13 protein-coding genes are annotated in these 16,970 nt (G+C 72.1%); 8 read left to right on the top strand and 5 right to left on the bottom strand.

Going from position 1 to position 16,970, the window contains the following annotated elements:
* Positions 1-9: 9 nt before the first annotated feature.
* A complete protein-coding gene (locus IPH07_01425) occupies positions 10-996 on the bottom strand; it encodes a hypothetical protein (protein MBK6916037.1) in 987 nt (328 codons plus the stop codon).
* 185 nt (positions 997-1,181) lie between these two features.
* On the opposite strand from IPH07_01425, the gene IPH07_01420 reads away from it, so the two are divergent.
* Positions 1,182-1,598, top strand: coding sequence for a hypothetical protein (locus IPH07_01420; GenBank protein ID MBK6916036.1), 417 nt, complete (start codon positions 1,182-1,184; stop codon positions 1,596-1,598).
* Between the two features lie 23 nt (positions 1,599-1,621).
* Here the strand turns inward: IPH07_01420 and IPH07_01415 are convergent, their stop codons facing one another.
* On the bottom strand, positions 1,622-4,663 hold the full coding sequence (locus tag IPH07_01415; protein MBK6916035.1) for an insulinase family protein: 3,042 nt from the start codon (positions 4,661-4,663) through the stop codon (positions 1,622-1,624).
* Between the two features lie 275 nt (positions 4,664-4,938).
* Between IPH07_01415 and IPH07_01410 the strand changes: the two genes are divergently transcribed.
* From IPH07_01410 to IPH07_01400, 3 genes are all read left to right on the top strand, one after another.
* Positions 4,939-7,383, top strand: coding sequence for a hypothetical protein (locus IPH07_01410; protein MBK6916034.1), 2,445 nt, complete (start codon positions 4,939-4,941; stop codon positions 7,381-7,383).
* 25 nt (positions 7,384-7,408) lie between these two features.
* On the top strand, positions 7,409-9,292 hold the full coding sequence (locus IPH07_01405; protein MBK6916033.1) for a hypothetical protein: 1,884 nt from the start codon (positions 7,409-7,411) through the stop codon (positions 9,290-9,292).
* A 114-nt stretch (positions 9,293-9,406) separates the two neighbouring features.
* A complete protein-coding gene (locus tag IPH07_01400; protein ID MBK6916032.1) occupies positions 9,407-10,741 on the top strand; it encodes a glycosyltransferase family 39 protein in 1,335 nt (444 codons plus the stop codon).
* On the opposite strand, the gene IPH07_01395 is transcribed toward IPH07_01400, so the two are convergent.
* Positions 10,738-11,151 (bottom strand): hypothetical protein, encoded by a 414-nt coding sequence (locus tag IPH07_01395; protein MBK6916031.1) that lies wholly within the window; start codon positions 11,149-11,151, stop codon positions 10,738-10,740. The two genes, IPH07_01400 and IPH07_01395, sit on opposite strands and share 4 nt — an antisense overlap.
* The gene (locus tag IPH07_01390; GenBank protein MBK6916030.1) at positions 11,129-12,709 is read right to left on the bottom strand and encodes a hypothetical protein; all 1,581 of its coding nucleotides are present in this window, start codon (positions 12,707-12,709) and stop codon (positions 11,129-11,131) included. Before IPH07_01390 ends, IPH07_01395 begins: the two co-directional genes overlap by 23 nt.
* Positions 12,710-12,731: 22 nt before the next feature.
* On the opposite strand from IPH07_01390, the gene IPH07_01385 reads away from it, so the two are divergent.
* From IPH07_01385 to IPH07_01370, 4 genes are all read left to right on the top strand, one after another.
* Positions 12,732-14,474, top strand: a complete 1,743-nt coding sequence (locus IPH07_01385) for a hypothetical protein (GenBank protein MBK6916029.1) — start codon at positions 12,732-12,734, stop codon at positions 14,472-14,474.
* A gap of 83 nt (positions 14,475-14,557) precedes the next feature.
* On the top strand, positions 14,558-15,322 hold the full coding sequence (locus IPH07_01380; GenBank protein ID MBK6916028.1) for a hypothetical protein: 765 nt from the start codon (positions 14,558-14,560) through the stop codon (positions 15,320-15,322).
* A complete protein-coding gene (locus tag IPH07_01375; protein ID MBK6916027.1) occupies positions 15,319-15,600 on the top strand; it encodes a hypothetical protein in 282 nt (93 codons plus the stop codon). The genes IPH07_01380 and IPH07_01375 overlap by 4 nt, the downstream gene beginning before the upstream one ends.
* Before the next feature lie 223 nt (positions 15,601-15,823).
* A complete protein-coding gene (locus IPH07_01370) occupies positions 15,824-16,297 on the top strand; it encodes a hypothetical protein (protein MBK6916026.1) in 474 nt (157 codons plus the stop codon).
* Between the two features lie 114 nt (positions 16,298-16,411).
* Here the strand turns inward: IPH07_01370 and IPH07_01365 are convergent, their stop codons facing one another.
* Positions 16,412-16,873 (bottom strand): DUF2383 domain-containing protein, encoded by a 462-nt coding sequence (locus IPH07_01365; GenBank protein MBK6916025.1) that lies wholly within the window; start codon positions 16,871-16,873, stop codon positions 16,412-16,414.
* Positions 16,874-16,970 lie beyond the last annotated feature (97 nt).

Here is a 16,970-nt window from a genome sequence, read left to right as displayed (position 1 = left end):
CGCGGCAGGCTACCAGACGTAGCCGACGGTGCCCTCGTCGACGAAGCCGAGCGCATCGACGGTGTTGTCGTGCTCGGCCTGGCTGGTCGTGAAGAAGTGATCGCCGTTGGCGGGGTTGTACGAACGAAGCAACGGCGTCGAGCCGGGCAGCGCGACCTGGCCGATGTAGCCCATGACGCCCTCGTTGACCGACAGGCCCTCGCAGTTGGCGTCGGTGGTGTAGTGGTGCAGGCCGTTGTCGCCGTAGCAGCGGTACCACGCCACCGTCTGCGGCTGCGCGGCGGCGTACAGCCGGTAGTAGTCGGCGTACTCGAGCGTGAAGCCGCAGCACAGGCCCTCGTTGACGTCGAGCGAGTAGAAGTGCTCGCCCGTGGTCGGGTGCCACCAACGGTGCACGCCGACCCGGCAGCCTGGCACACCGTCGTCGACCTGACCGTTGCAGTCGTCGTCGGCGACGTTGCACGACTCGGCGGTCGGTGGCGGCGCGTCACACTGGCCCCACGCGCCGCCGCGGCACACCTGCTGGCCCACGCCGCAGCTCGAGTCGCAGCTGCGCGTGAGTTCGTCGTCGACGGTGCCGTCGCAGTCGTCGTCGAGCCCGTTGCAGAGCTCGTCGGTCGGCGAGCCCGGGAAGCACTGCGCGGGCACGCCGGCGTCACAGCCCGGCACCTGGGCCATGCACACGCCCATGCCACAGCCGAGCGCGGGGATGCCATCGTCGACGATGCCGTCGCCGTCGTCGTCGAGCCCGTTGCAGATCTCGCCGCCGGCGGTGTCGTCGGTGTCGTCGCTGCCCATCGACGTGCCGCTGCCGCCCTCCCCTTCGCCGGTGGACCCGCTGCCCTCGCCGCTGGCCTCACCGTGGCTCGCGGAGCCGGCCCCACCGTCGCCGATGCTGTTGCCGAGCAGGCCCTCGCCGCCGTTGGCACCGGCGCACGCGAGCGCGGGCAGGCCGAGCAACGTGACGAGTGAGAGCATGTGCCTGACGCCGGGCATGCGTACCGTCTTGGGATTATCCCCAGCCTCCGATGGTAGGCCGCAGACGTGCCCGTGCGCCAGCGCGGCCGCGCATTTCGCCGCGGACGCAGCCCAGGGGCGGTCCTCCCCGCCGATCGCGAGGGGGCTCCTTCGACGAGCGCTCCTCGTGATCAGAACCGCTCGGGCCGCAGTCTTGGGGGGCGATGTCCACTTCAATGCGCGCAGCGTCGCTGCTGCTCCCCCTGTTGCTCCCCTCGGTGCTGGCCACCGCATGCTCCACCGTCGACGACGATGCCCGCGACTTCGATGAACTCGCGGCGCAGCTCGCCGAGCAGGTCGGCGTCGAGGACTACGAGGTCGTGGTGCTCGACGACCACTTCGTCGAGCCCGACGGCAGCCCCACGGACGAACCACCGAGCGCGTCGTTCCCCGACGAGCTCGCGAGCGAAGAGGATCCGACCATGGCGTGCCGGCTCACGGGTTGGATCGGGCACACGCCGATCTGCCAGGTCTGCACCCTCGACTGGTTCTGGGTCGCGTGCATCGAGCGTGTGGACTGCGGCGACGGCAATCCCTATCTGCGGTACTGCAGCACCGCGACCCCGACCTTCGAGGACTGACGCCGGTTCGCGCCAGCGCTCGACTACTCCGCCTGCGCCGGCGCGTCGTCGCCGGCTGGGCGCTCGTGCCCCGGCGGGAACGCGCCGTAGGAGAACAGCTGCGACGCCTGCACCTCGGTGACGGGCGCGATCTTTCGCAGCTCGGCGAAGTCGATCTTCGTGCGGTCACCGACGATCGAGATGATCACCGGGGCGTCGGCGGTCGCCGACGTGAGCGCCTCGACGTCGGCCACCGTCGCAGCGTTGATGTGCTCCCACAGCCAAGGCCGCGGATCGGTCGCCTCACCGAGCTCGTCCCACGACGCGACCCAGCGCGTGATCCAGCGCGGGTCGAGCCGTGTGGCGCGGTACTGTTGATCGAGCCCGTCGCGGGCCTCGGACAGCCGCGGCGCCTGCACGGCCGGGCTGCGCAGCAGCCCGAGGAACGTCGTCAGCGCCACCGGCACCTTGTCGGCCTGCGTGCTGACGGCGCCGAACAGACCCGACGCATCGCGGGGGCGCGCGCCGAAGTCGTAGTTCGACCACGCACTGTAGGCCAGGCCCCGCGACTCGCGGATCTCCTGGAACACCAGCGCGCCCATGTTGCCCGAGAGGTACTGCGAGAGCAGCTCGGCGGCGGGTCGGCGCTCGCGGGGCAGCGGCGGCTGCGGCAGCACCAGCCGCACGTTGGCCTTGGCGCCCTGCTTGTGGAGGAAGAAGATCTGCGGCCCGTCGACGCGGCGGAACACGCGGGCCTGGACCTCGCCGACGTCGCGGTGCGCGTGCCCGCGCGCGACGATCTTCGCGACCGCGTCGGCGTCGCGGGGGCCGAAGTACAGCGTGCGGTGGCGGTGGTCGAACAGCGTGCGCAGCAGCGACGCCAACGCCTTCGGGCGCGCCTGCGCGAGCGCGCGGTTGCTCGGCTCCTGCAAGAACGCGCTGCGGCGATCGTACTTGGCGAAGGCGTCCAGCGCCGCCGCCAGCGTGCGGTCGTCGGCCATCGCGTCCTGCCGCTCCGACAGCGTGTTGGCCAGCAGGTCGGCCTGCACTTCCTTGCCGAAGCGGGGCGCCGCCAACCACCCGTCGACCAACGCGAGCACCGGCTCGAGCGCGGCGTCGGGCCCCGAGATCTCGACCTCGCTGACCTCCGCGGTGCAGCGGGTCGAGACCGACGCGCCGAGGGCGTAGATGCGCTTCTGCAAGACCTCGGCCTCGTCGGCCCCGGCGCCGCTGCGATCGAGGAGCGCCAGCGCGTGGCACAGCAGCGGCGCCTTGCGCTCGCCGCGTTCGAACGCGTAGACGAGGGTGAACAGGTCGTTGCGGGGGTTGCGGGCGGCGATGAGGTCGCCCGCCGGCAGGCTGCGGTGGACGTAGTCGGTGCCCTCGACCGCCCACACCGGCTCGAGCGGCTTGCTCGGCAGCGCCGCGATCCGCTTGGCGAACGCGCTGCTGCGCCCGGAGTCGATCGCGACCGGCGTGATCTGGGGCTTGTCGATCTTCGGCAGCGTCGGCGTGCCGTGGCGGCGCGTCACGACCACGCGACCCTCGCCGAGGTAGGCCTTCGCGACCCGCACGACGTCCTCGCGGGTGACCGCATCGAGCGCGGCCTCGTGGGCGAGCACGTCGTGCCACTGCAGGTGCTGCGCGAACGACTCGGCCATCTGTGCGACCCGCACGACGCTCGACTCGGCCGCGAGCTTGCGCTCGACCTGCTGGTGCAGCTTGGCGGCGGTGACGTCGGCATCGGTGATCTCACCGCGGCGCAGCTTCTGGATCGCGCCGTCCAGCAGCTGCTCCACCTCGGCGAGCGACTGTCCCGCCCGCGCGACCCCGCGGACCCCCACGTAGCCGGCTTCGCGGTTGCGCACGCGGAAGCTGTCGGCATCGGGCAGCTTCTGCGTGAGCACGAGCTCGGTGTTGATGAGCCCGACGGTGTCGTCGTCGAGCACGCGATCCATGACCTCGAGCGCAGCCTCGTCGGGGTGCCCGGCGGGCACGGTGAGCCACGCGATCGCGACCGCCTCTTCGCCCTCGGCGACGACCTCACGGGCGACGCGGGTGGTCGGTGGCGACAGCGTACCCGCGTGCGGGCTCGCGAGCGCGGCGGGCTCCAGCCGCCCGAACGCGCGCTGCAGCTGCGGCAGCGCGGTCTCGCGGTCGATGTCCCCCGCGAGCACGATGGCCATGTTGTTGGGCACGTACCAGCGCGCGAAGAAATCGGCCATGTCTTGGTAGGCCGGGGTCTTCAGGTGCTCGACGGTGCCGATGGTGGTCTGCGCACCGTAGGGATGCTTGGGCATGAGCGCGGCGTTGAGCGCCTCCCACACCTGATCGTCGGGGTCGTCGAGCGAGAGGTTCTTCTCCTCGTACACCGCCTCGAGCTCGGGATAGAAAAGGCGGAACACCGGATCGGCCAGCCGCTCGGCCTCGACCAGGCTCCACCCCTCGAGCCGGTTGCTCGGCACCATCGAGATGTACGCCGTGATGTCGTCGCTGGTGAACGCGTTGACGTCCTCGATGCCCATGCTCGCGTACATGCGATCGAACTCGTTGGGCACCGCGAACGCGGCCTGGGCCTGGGTCTGCGCGTCGATCTCGCGCATGATGGCGGTGCGGGCGGCCGGCTCGCTGGTCTCGCGCAGCTTCGCGTAGAGCTCGCGCACGCGGGCGACGTGGGGCGCCTCGTGCTCGAAGTCGATGGTGCCGAACTCGTCGCTGCCCTTGAACAACATGTGCTCGAGGTAGTGCGCGAGCCCGGTCGAGTCCGGTGGATCGTGGCGGCTGCCGGCGCGCACCACCACCCAGGCGGCGAAGCGCGGCGACTGGCGATCGGTACTGATGTAGACCGACATGCCGTTGTCGAGGCGATCGATGGTGATGGCCATCGGGTCGTCGCTGCGCGGCGTGGGTAGCAGGGCCGGCAGATCGGAGTCCGCGAGGATGCGCTCGCGCGCCGCGACGTCGACCGTCGCGGCCGTCGGTGTCGCGACATCGGGGGTCGTCGTCGCGGTCTTGCGCCCGCAGGCGGCCGCAAGCGCAGCGACCACGAGGTAGGCGGGGAGTCGGGCGACGGAATTGCGCGGCATCGGCCCGTTTGCATACAGCGACCCGGGCGGCATCGGCAAGCCACGAAGCCACTCGGATCGCGCGTGCGATCGGAGCCGGCCGTCGCTGGAGCATGCCGGGTCGGTCCGCGTCCCGCGGTGTCGCGTGCAGGAACGTGGGGCCGTCGCGATCGTGGGACCGCGCCACGGATGAACGGCGTCTGGGACAATGCTGCGGTGAAAGCCGGCGTGCGCCAGGATCGTTCGCCGGCCCGACCCGCTATGCTCGGCGCCCCACGGGAGCCGTCCCCGTCGACGTGATGCTGCTGCCCCTCGCCCTCATGCTGCTGCTGCGCGCGCCCGCGCCCGACCAGACCGTCGAGCTCGACGGCGCCGCCGCGCTCGCGCTGCGCGACGCCGCCCGTGGCCCACAGCCGCGCGGCACCGCCGCCCACGCGCGGCGCCGCACGATCACCGTCGTCGCCGACGACCGCGGCCTCGAGCTCCGCGTGCGCTGGACGCTGCACGCCGACGAGCCGGGATGGTTCGCAGGTGCGCTGGTCGGTGGCCCGCTGGTGGTCGAGTCGGTCACGCTCGACGGTCGCCCCGCGGCCGCCGCCGGCGGGGAACCGACCCACGTGATCGCGTGGGTCGACGGCGATCGCGAGCTGCAGCTGCGCGCGCGCCTGACCGGCGATCCCCGACAGCGCGAGCAGACGTTCGCGTTGCTGCCGGCGGCGATCGGCGAGGCGGTGATCGACGACGCGCTGGGGCTGCGGCTCGACGCGGTCGACGAGCCGGCGATGCTGCGCCACGACGGGCGCACCTGGGGCGGCGCCGCAGGCCTGCGGCTCGGCCCACGTCCACCGCCGCGCACCGACGACGGCGCGGGCCCGCTCGCGATCGGCCGCATCGGCATCGGCCTCTCGATCGGCGACGCCGAGCTGCGTGGGCGCGCGCGACTGCGCTGGGCGCTGCGCCGCGGCGAGCTGACGCGGGTGGCCTTCACCGCCACCGGCGTCGGCGCCGACGTGCGGGTCGAAGGTCCCGAGGTCCGCAAGGTCGCGCACGAGGGCGATCACTTCGAGGTCGAGCTGCAGAGCCCGGTGACCACCGAGGTCGCGCTCGAGCTGTCGTGGTCGGCACCGACCCCGGCGGGCGACGCCAAGCTGGTGCCGCCGTCGTTCACGCTCGAGGGCACCTCGCGCGACGACGTCAGCTTCGAGCTCGCGCGCGACGGCGACGTCGACGTGGTTCCGACGCTCGAGTCGTGGCAGCCCACCGTCGCGACGCGTCTGCCCAGCTGGGGACGCGACCTGGTCGAGGGGCAACCGCAGGCCGCGTGGGTCCGCCACGGCCCGCCCCACGGTGCACAGTCGCTGCAGCTGCTGCGCTTCGTGCCGGTGGAGGCGCCCGCGGTGGTCATCGAGCGCGCCAGCTTCGAGCTCGCCGCCGCGGTGCACGGGCAGGTGCTGCTCAACGCGCGCTACGAGGTCGTCAACGAGCGCGCGTCGTACCTGCGCGTGCGGTTACCCGAGCGTGCGCGACTGCTGGCGGTCGAGATCGGCGGCGTCGATGTCCGCGCCGCGCGCGACGGCGACGCCGTGCTGATCCCGATGAAGCGCTCGCTCGAGACCCTCGCGGGCCTGACCGCGACGCCGGTCGTGATCAGCGTCCTGCTCGACGGCGCGCCGTGGCGCCGACGTGATCGTCGCGAGCTGCAGCTGCCGCGGGTGTCGGCGCCGATCCGTACCATCGACGCCGAGCTCACGCTGCCCCGCGACGTGCGGGCGACGCTCGACGAGGATGACGACGGCGTCGCACGGATCCTGCGCCACACGTGGCGACGCACCGACCTGCGCCGGGCCAGTCGCAAGGCCGGCAAGCCCACTGGGGCGGCACCGGCGGGCGATGCCTCGGGCACCGCGCTCTACGACTTCGAGGACCCGAGTCTCGAGGACAGCAAGGCCATGCGCCAGGCCAAGGAAGACCAGCTGCTGCGCAAGGCCGAAGAGGCCTACAACCGCAACGACTTCGACGGCGCGCAGGCGGCCATCGACGATCTGCGCGGCCAAGGCCTGGGCGGCGAGAACGCGGAGAAGCTCGAGTCCAACCTCATGATCCTGAACGCGCCCGCGCCGGCCTCCCCCATGGAGCCGGAGGCCACGACCACGTCCTCGGACGTGTCGATCAGCCTGGCGGGCAAGGCCGGGGTCCTGCGCCGCGTGAAGGACCAGGCCCGCGCGCGCGCGGGTGGGCTGCGGACGCAGAACTTCAAGCGCAAGGCGCGGGCGAAGCAGCTGCGCGCCGCCGGCGACTACGCGGCCGCGGAGCACGAGCTCGAGCGCGCGATCCAGGAGAACCGCTCGCTCGACAAGCTCGAGCAGGACGAGTCGCAGGTCTACGACTTCGAGGCCGAGGAGCTCGCGGCCGAGCTCGAGGCCACCAAGAGCGAGTCGGCCGCGCGCGCGCAGCTCGAGCACTCGAGCGTGCAGAAGCTGTGGTCGGGCGCCAGCTCGCTCGTCGTCCCCGGCGATGAGCACGGCCTCGGTGGTGCCGAGAGCACGATCGCCACCGAGGCCTTCGTCGACCACGCCGAGCCCGCGCCCGAGGTGCCTGCCAACTTCGGCCCCCGCGTGCTGCTACCGATCCGCGGCGGCGACACCATCCGCTACACCTTCGATCTGTGGGGGCCCGACACGCAGCACGTGCTGCGCGTCCGCTCCCGTCGCCTGCACCGCGGCCTTCGCCCGTCCCCGTGAAATCGCCCCAAGGAACAAGCCCACCATGCGCAACGCCCCCCTGGTCGCCCTCCTCGCCTACACCCTCGCCTGGCCCACGTCGGTGCGCGCCGACGATCCGCCCGAGCGCGTGACGATGAAGCTCGAGGAGTTCCTCAAGCTCTACGAGAGCACGCGCAAGCGCGACGAGGAGCCGCCACGCGAGGGCGCGTTGGCATCGGCGCGCTACCGCGGCGAGGTCGTGTTCGAGGATGGCAAGCCCAGCGCCGCGGTGTTCCGCGCCAAGCAGCACATCGAGGTGCTGCGCACGCGCGGCTGGGCCCGCATCCCGCTGCTGCCGGCGACGGTCGCGCTGCAGTCGGCCAAGATCGGCGGCAAGGAGGCGCCGGTGGTGATCGAGGGCGGGTTCTACACGCTGGTCACCGACCGCCGCGGCGCCTTCGATCTCGATCTGCAATTCGGCGTGGCGGTGGGCACCTCCGAGGGCCAGAGCAGCCTGTCGTTCCAGCTCGCGCCGTCGGGCGCCACCGAGGTCGAGCTCGCGGTGCCGGCCAAGGAGGACCTCGACTTCAGCGTCATCGGTGCGCAGCTGTCGAGCGACAAGGTCGTCGGTGGCAACCGCGTGGTCGAGGCGACGCTGCCGGCGACCGGCTCGCTGACGGTGCAGTGGCAGCGCGAGATTCCCGAGGCCGAGAAGAAGAGCGCGCGCGTCTACGCCGAGGTGCAGGCGCTGGTCTCGCTCGGCGAGGGTGTGCTGCGCTCGACCACGACCATCCAGCACACCATCCTCTTCGCCGGCGTCGACAAGTTCGCCTACGAGGTGCCCAAGGGCATGACCGTGCTCGACGTCCGCGGCACCTCGATCCGCGACTGGAAGCTCGGCGAGGACGGCAAGCTCGACGTGGTGCTGAACTTCGCGGCCGAGGGCAGCTACACGCTGGTGGTCGAGCTCGAGCGCGCGATGCCCGATGACGCCAAGGACCTCGCGATCCCGGTGGTGTCGCCGATCGGCGCCGAGCGGGCCAAGGGCTACGTGGGGATCGAGTCCCGCGGCAACCTCGAGATCGCGTCGGGCACCGTCGAGGGCGCGACGCCGGTCGACGTGCGCGCGCTGCCGGCCGCGATCCTCGGCGTGACCGATCAGCCGCTGCTGTTCGGCTTCAAGTACGTCGGCGCCCACCCGCAGATCGGCGTCGCGACTGGTAGCCACGCCGACGTCGAGGTGCTGGTCACGTTGCTCGATCAGACCCGCGCCACCACCATGTGGACCCGCGAGGGTCGACGGCTCACCTCGGTCAGCTACCAAGTCCGCAACAACCGCCGTCAGTTCCTCAAGCTCGCGCTGCCCGAGGGCGCCGAGCTGTGGAGCGCGTCGGTGGGGGGCCGCGGCGTGCAGCCGGCCAAGGCCAGCGATGGCCGCGTGATGGTGCCACTGCTGCGCTCGCAGGATCAGGGCGGCGAGCTGTCGGCCTTTGCCGTGCAGGTGGTGTATGTCGACAGCGGCGAGCCGACCGACGACAGCGGCCGCGGCACCTTCCACGCGAAGCTGCCGGTCGCCGACGTGCCCAGCACCTACGTCAGCTGGGAGGTCTACTCGCCCGAGGGCACCAAGGTCGCGCGCCGCTCCCACGAGGGCACGCTGCGCCACGTGAAGGATCTGTCGAACCCGATCCCGACGTCGCAGGTGGTGGTGCAGGTCCCGGCCGACGCCCCCGCCATGGCCCAGCCGCCGCAGCAGCAGCGGGACTTCGCCAACGAGTTCGGCGCCAGCCCGCCGACCGGCGGCGCGGCCATGGGCCAGGGCGCCACGCCGGTGCAGGTCAGCCTGCCCCTGTCGGGCGAGAGCACGTACTACGAGAAGTTGCTCGCATTCGGCGAGAAGGAGCAGCTCGAGGTCAGCTTCCGCTATCGCGGCCTGCGCAAGAAGTGAGGCCGGGCGGGCAGGCCGCGGCCGGGCCCGCGGCGCGCTCGGCCCGTGGTAGAACGCCGGGGTCGATTGTCGCCCGTGTCGTCGCCGTCTCGCTTGCAGCGCCTACGCGCCTTTGTGGTCGAGGAACGTTGGTCCATCGCGATCTTCGTGGCCGCGCTGCTCGTGCGCCTGCACTGGAACCTCGTCACCCATCCGCTGGGCGAGTACATCTACTCGGACATGAACGGCTACAACTCGCGGGCCGACAGGCTCGTGAAGGAGCCGTTCGGCCACTTCGAGTACCACGCGTTCTTTCCCTTCGGCACCCACGCGTTCGCGGCCGCGTTCAAGGCGGTGTTCGGGCTCGAGGATTTCCGCCAGCTGGGGGTCGCGTACGCGCTGATGGGTGCTCTCGGCGTGCTCGCGGCGCACCGCATCGCGCTGCGGGTGAGCACCGTGCGCTGGGTGCCGCACGTGTTGGGCCTGTTCCTGGTCTGCTACTACCCGTACCTCTCGATCGGCGGCTACCTGCTGTCGGAGCTGCCGTTCTCGGTGTGCTTCATGCTCGCGGTGTGGTGCTCGATCCGCCTGGTCGATCACGGCCGCATGCGCGACGCGGTGCTGATGGGTGCGGCCGCCGGTTTCGGGGCGTGGTTCCGCCCGCAGATCCTGATGTCGGTCGGCGTGCTGGGGCTCTACTGGCTGTGGCGTCGACGCGCGCTGCCGCGGGTCAAGCTGCTGCACTTCGTGGGCGCCGGCGTGCCGCTGGCGATCCTGCTGGGCCTGTCGGCGGCGCACTTCCGCTACCAGACCGGGCGCAACGGGCTGGTGTCGGAGAACGGCCCCTTCAACATGGTGTTCGGCCGCTGCCACAACTCGAAGATCGAGTCGCTGCCCGACGGCAAGGGCCACGGCAAGGTGCACTTCCGGCCGCCGGAGTTCCTGCAGCTGAACAACCTGCTCGAGCGCAAGCGCAAGGAGGGGGTCGAGCCACCGGTGAAGCTCAACCCGATCATCGGCGACGTGCTCAACTACCCCGGCTACATCGGCGATCGCGAGCGGCACAACGCGTACATCCGCGAGTGCCTGCACAAGACCACGCTGTGGCGGCAGCTCGAGTACACCTACCTGAACGTCGCGCTGCTGTGGCGCTACAACGTGCCGTGGCCGGACTCCGGCCGCGGGCAGTGGCGCGAGCCGGCGCGGGTGTGGACCCGCATCTACGAGATCGCGTTCGCGATCCCCTCGCTGCTGTTCCTGTTCACGCTGGGCCCACGGCGACTGGTGCGACAGGGCTGGCTGGCGGTGCACATGGTCGCGGTGCTGGTGACCGCGGCGCTGTACTTCGGCGGCACACGCCACCGCGCCTCGTACGATCCGCTGTTCCTCTTCTTTGCGCTCGAGGTCTACGCGGTGATCGGTCGATGGGCGTGGCAGCGCTGGCGGGCGCGTCGGGCCGCGCGCGCCTAGCCCGGCGTCATCAGGCACGGCAGGTCGAGTGCGAGCGGCTGCGGCCCCTCGAGCAGCGTGATGCCGACGTGGTGCCAGGCGCAGCCCTGCCACTGGTCGAGGCGCCCGCGGTCGTCGACCTCGATGTGGGCGGGCAAGCCCGGCGCGAGCAGATCGGTGCAGCGGGCCAGCGCCCCGACCATGAGGTGCTCGCAGCGATCGCGATCGATGCCGGCGCAGCGGCGCAGGCGTCCACCGGCGCGACAGCTCTCGCGCAGCAGCTGCCGACGCGCGTCCGCGCGCCACTGCGTCGCGCTCGCGGTCGTGGGCTCGGGCGGCGGCGCGGATGACTCGCCGCACGCCGCCGACAGCAGCCACACACACCACGCGGCCCGCAACCGCGGCGCGTCACGGCGCGACGACGGCCTCATCGTCCCATCCCGCCGGCGGTAGCTCACCACACGCGAGCGTCTCGTCGTAGAGGTAGCCGAACCACTTCACCGCCCCCGCTCGCGGATCGACGAGCATCACCGCCAGTGGCAACAGCGGCTGCCCCGAGCGGCACAGCGCACGCGAGAGCACGAACTGCCGCAGCGCCTTCGCGCCCTCGGTGACGCGCGCCGCCGGTGCGGACGCGGGCACATCGAAACGAGCGAACTCGTGCACCGGCCCCAGCCCGGGCACGTGGAACGGCAGCCCCGGTGCGGGCCCGTCGTCGGCGGCATCGAACACCCGCCAGCGCGACGGCGCCGGGGGCTCGCTCGACGCCAACGCGCGACCGATCGCGCCCAGCCGTGCCCGCGCGTCGGCGAGGTCGGCGGCCGCGAAGCGGCGGCGTCGCGGCGCGCAGACGTCGTCGAGCGCCGCATGCACGTCGGTGATGCGCGCGAGTCGATCGGCCAGCGTGATCGCCTGCGGATCGAAGGCTGCACCGGCGCTGCGCGCCGCGAAGCGTGCGGCCTCGCGGACCGAGGTTCGCACCTCGCCGGCCACCGCCGCGGGGCAGCCCTCGGGCACGAACACGCTGGGCTCGGCGGCGGCCACCTTCGCGCCACCGACCAGCAGCAGCCGCGGCGCCCACTCGCAGGGCCGCGGCGCCGCAGCGCAGTGCACGTAGTGCTCGAGCCACTGCGCGCTGGCGTGCCCGCACTCGTGCTCGCGCCAGGCGTCCTCGTCGACGAAGTCCCGGCGCTGCCGCGGCGGCGCGTATGGAGCGAGTCGACGCTGCAGCGCGGGCAGCCGCTCACGCAGCGCCGCCCGCCAGGTCGACCACAACGCGGCGTCGGCCCAGTCGAGGAAGGGCTCGAGCTGCGCGAGGCCCTGCTCCTGCCCGCGCGCGAGCGCCTGCAGCGGCGCATCGCAGCTGCCGGTGGTCTGCGCCGGGCTCGCTCGCCACGCAGCCTCGTCGATCACCGCGTCGTCGATCACCAACACCAGGCCGTCGCCCGCGGCCGCGCGGAGCCCCGCGACGAACGACGGCTGCAGCGTGAGCGCGCCCGCATCGGCGGGCGCCACCGCCGGCAGTGGCAGCGGCAGGGCGGCCGCGACCGACTGCGACGGCAGGAACTGCGGCGCCGCGGCCACGTCCATGGTCGCGAGCGCCAGGGTCAGTCGACGCCGCCACATCGCACCGTCGAGGCGGGGTCCGAGCACCACGCGCAGCTGCGCGGTGTCGTGCAGCACCGCCGCCAACGGCTCCGGATCGCCGGCCACCACCCGTGGCGGGCGCCATGGCGCATCGAGCGGTGGCATCGGCAGGCGATCGATCGCCAGCGGCGGCGCCCCCGAGAGCACGACCCCCTGCGCCTCGACGCCGCCGCCGGTGCCACGGACCACGGGCGCCGTGCACGCGAGCAGCCCGGTCGCGAGCGCGACGAGCCACCGCCGGCGCGGTCCCCCACGGGCCGACGGGACCGCGCCGCGGCCGACGGTGCGGTCGTCGCCGCGGCCGGCGCTGCACGAGTTGCCCGGGGGTACCGGCGCGTTCACGGGTGCACGTTATACTCCCGCCGTGGCTTGTCGCGCACGTCCGTGGGGTCTGCTCGCGCTCGGGATCACACTCGCGGTGCCGTCGATGACGCGCGCCGCCGATGGTGACGACGTCCTGGTCGAGTTCCACTACCAGCCGGTGCCCAACGCCCAGATCGCGATCTGGTTGGTGGATGCCAACGGCGTGTTCGTGCAGGACGTGTTCGTCACGCAGGCGACCGGCACGCTGGGCATCGGCAATCGCCCGGGCCGCTGGGACTTCCTGTCGAGCTGGCGCTTCCCCTACGGCCCGCGTCCGCAGGTGCTGCCGGTGTGGGCCTACGCCCGCGGCAAGACCTATCCGTCGCTGCAGTTCCACGACGACGACCCTTCGGATCAAGACTCGCTGGGCTGGCACGAGAACTCGAGCTCACCGGAGCCGTATTTCTGCCGTCCGCTCTCCGAGGTCGAGAACGAGACCATCTCGACCGACACCATGACGTGCCCCTCGCCGGCGACGTTCCAGTCGGACAAGGGCCGCTTCGACGGCGGCGAGACGCCCTACCCGCCGCGCAACGACCTCGTCACGTTCGAGGACGGCGGCGATCACCCCGACGTCATGATGTTCGGCTCGCTCAACGACCTCGACGCGGTGACCGGCGCGACGCCGGTCGGCGACGAGCCCGAGCTGGTCACCACCATCGTGCCGCGCGAGATCGCGGATCGCGGGCCCATGACCGCGTACATCGAGATCAACCTCGAGCACGACGAGAACGACGCGTGGGCCTTCGATCGCGACACCGACCACTTCGTCGATCCGCGCCTGTCGGGCTACGGCGTCGAGTACCTGGGCCAGCCCTCGGTGGTGTACGCGGTCGAGTTCGATCCGTCGAAGGCCGAGTTCGCCGGCGTCGACATGTACGCCGGCTACGGTGAGTGGGACGGCACGGCGGGCACCGTGCACCCGCCCGACGGCAGCATCTCCGCCGACCTCGGCAGCGGCGCCGATCGTCTCGAGCTGTACACCAAGAACGGCGAGACCTTCCGCTTCGGCGTGTACAGCCACGGCCCCGGCAGCGGCAACGACCCCACCGACACCGACTCCGCCGGTGACAGCGGCTCGGACAGCTCGGGTGGCGACGACGGCGGCTGGGGCGGCGGCTGCGACATCCATCCGCTACCGGCGGCCACCGACCTCGAGCTCGAACCGATCGACTTCGATCGCGTGCGCGTCCACTTCGCGATCCCGGCCGACGCGGTGACCGCTGGGGTCCGCAACGTGCGGCTCTACTACCGCAGCGGCGACATGGCGCTCGACGAGTCGAACGTCGGCGCGGCCATCCAGCAGGTCCCGACCGAGGCCGACTGCTCGGGCCCGATCGAACCCGGCGCGCCGATGTGGTGCGACCTCGACGAGCTGTTCGGCAAGTACACCTATCAGATCGGCCTGCGCTACGAGGACGGCTGCAGCAACAAGAGCGCGCTGGTGGCCAGCGAGATCGAGACCCCGGCACAGAAGTTCCAGACCGTCGACGGCTTCTGTGTGATCGCGACCGCGGCCTATGGCGGCGCATGGACCGACCAGGTGCAAGCGCTGCGATGGTTCCGCGATCTGTACCTGCGGCGCTCGGGCTTCGGCACCGCGTGGATCGAGTTCTACTACGCCAATGGCCCCAGCCTCGCGCAGCTCATCGCGCGGCGCCCGTGGGCGCGCGCGCTGACCCGGGCGGTGCTGTCGCCGGTCGCCGAGCTCGCACGCGTGAGCACGCGGATGGCCCCGCAGTAGCGGGAGCCGACGTGCACGTGGGGCCGCGCGCTCGTGTCGGCCCGCTCGCCGACGCCACCGCGGCTGTGGTATCAACGACGGCGATGCACAAGGCGCTCGCGTCCACGCTCGCCGTCGTGTTGCTGACCGCTCCGGTCACCAGCGCGCGTGCCGGTACGGCGGCGCTCGAGCCACCGCCACCGCCGGTGCCCACGCCGACGACGCCGGTGCCGACCCCGACCGAGCCCGCCCCGGCGATCCCGGATCCCACGGTGCCGCCGCCGACCGCCACGCCCGGCACGCCGAAGCGTGTGTACATGCCCGGCACCAAGGGCGAAGAGGTCGTGCTGCCGACGCCGGTCGATCCGACCTCGCGCGAGCCGACCCCGGTGCAGCCGACGGGACCCAAGCCGGTGGTCGGCCCGACCGACACCGGCAGCGGGACCGCCGTGAAGGTCGTGCCCGACGACACGCCGCAGCCGCGCAACCGCGATCGTCGACGCCGACGCGATCGCGCGCAGGTCGGCAGCGACGACGGTGCCACCGGGGTCTCGAGCCGTTGCATGGCGCCGCTGCAGCGCTGCCGCACCCTGGCCCTCACCGGCATCGCGTTGTCGGTGTCCGGGGCCGCGGTCGCGGCCGGCGGCGCGGCCCTGCTCGCGCAGCCGCAGACGCCGCTGCGCGACGACCCGACCATGCTCAAGAGCTTCCGTCCGCCGGGCGCCGTGCTGCTCGCGGTCGGCAGCGGGCTCATCATCACCGGCATCGCCGTGCTGGCCGCAGGCATCGTCGGCCATCGCCGCGACGAGTCGATGCGCAAGCGCAGCGCGTGGTGGCGTCCGCGGATGATCGTCGGGGTGCTGCCGTGAGGGCGCGCGGGGCCTGGCTTGCGGCCGCGGCGGCGCTCGGGGCCGTGCTCGGGATGGCTTGTCGCATCCCCAACCCCGAGCACTGCTCGAACCAGGATCGGCCCGGCAGTGAGTACTGCGTGAGCATCAACCCGGCGACGCCCTACTGCTCGCCCTGCCACTCGAAGTACCACGGCTGCTTGCCGTTCCCGCCGACCAGCTGCGACGGCTTCGCGACCGGCGACAGCGGCGGCGACGGCGACGGTTCGTCGAGCTCGGGCACCACCGGCGGCACCTGACGCCGAGATCGCCCCAGCGACGCAGCCCGCGCGATCGATGACCGCGGGACGCGTATTGCTCAATACGGTCCGATTTCCCGGCCCAAGGCTGGACTGCTGGAAAGGCTGATGTTCCGCAAGTACTCCCGGGAACATCATGGTCCCCTCGCGCGGGAAACTCGTCATGGAGGCCGTAAAGCCCAGGGCCGGTGGTGTCGAAGTGGGTGCAGGGAGAGACCGAAGGATGCGCCTCGCGAACATCGCGCTCGTCGCTTGCGTGACGCTGACCGGCTGCGAAGGCACCGACGGAGCGACCGTCGGCCCCCGCGGCGGCACGGTGGTATCCGCCGACGGTCGGCTTTCGCTCGAGATTGCCGAGGGCGCGCTGTCCCACGACGTCGACATCACCATCGACCAGGTCGACTGCACGGCGATGCACCTCGATGCGCTCGGCCCCTGCTACGAGGTCGGTCCGCGCGGTACCGGCTTCCTGTTCCCCGCCCGCCTGACGCTCGAGCTCGAAGAGGCCGATCTCGACGACGCCGGCGATCGCGAGCTGGGGCTGTGGGCACAGCGCGAGGCGACGTGGAACCTGCTCGCCGACCGGGACTTCGACGCCGAGAACGGCACGCTCGCGGCCTCGGCCACGTACCTCTCGTCGTTCGCGGTCGTGGCCCTGCCTGACGACGACGAGCGTCCTGCGCCGCAGCGGCACTGACCTGCGCACGCACGGCGACGACGCGCACGCGTGCGACCAGCCCTCGCGTGGCGCAAGCGGCGGGTCGCCCACGCGTGCGCGGGCGTCGATGCTGGCGGCCAGCGGTGGCGAGGCTCAGTCCATCGCGCGCTTCATTGCTGCGAGCGCGTCGTGGGTGCGACGCTGCTCGGGCATCAGGTCGCGCAGCACGAACTGGCGGGTCGTCTCGCCCACGCCGTCGAGGTCCTCGTAGACCTTCTTGCCGTGGTCCTCGCCCTGCTCGAGCGCCGCGATTGCGGCCTTCTCACCGAACACCGCCGCGCCGCCCTCGACGAGCTTGGCGAAGGTGCCCCACGCGCCCGAGTCGGTGTCGGCGGTGCCGCCCAGCTGCGACACGCGCTGGCTGAGTCGGCCAACGCGCGCGGCGTGCGACGCCTGCAGCGATCGCAGCTGTGCGCCCAGCGTGCTGCCCTGCGCATCGAGCTTCTCGATGCACTGGGCGTAGGTCTCGACCGCGGAGCGCTCGCCTCGGAGCATCGCGTTCAGGCGATCGACGTCGCGATCATTGGAGGTGTGGACTGCGTTGGCTTGCGTCATGGCGTGCGAAGGTGAGCAGGATCCATGCCTGTCGGACATCACTCGCGTTCTTGGCTTCACCGCACGCGCGGGCGTGGGGCATGGGCGCCCGAGCGAG

Source organism: Deltaproteobacteria bacterium (genome assembly GCA_016709225.1).
Lineage (GTDB): Bacteria > Myxococcota_A > Polyangia > Nannocystales > Nannocystaceae > Xiheibacterium > Xiheibacterium phototrophicum.
This window is presented reverse-complemented; position numbering and strand designations above follow the sequence as displayed.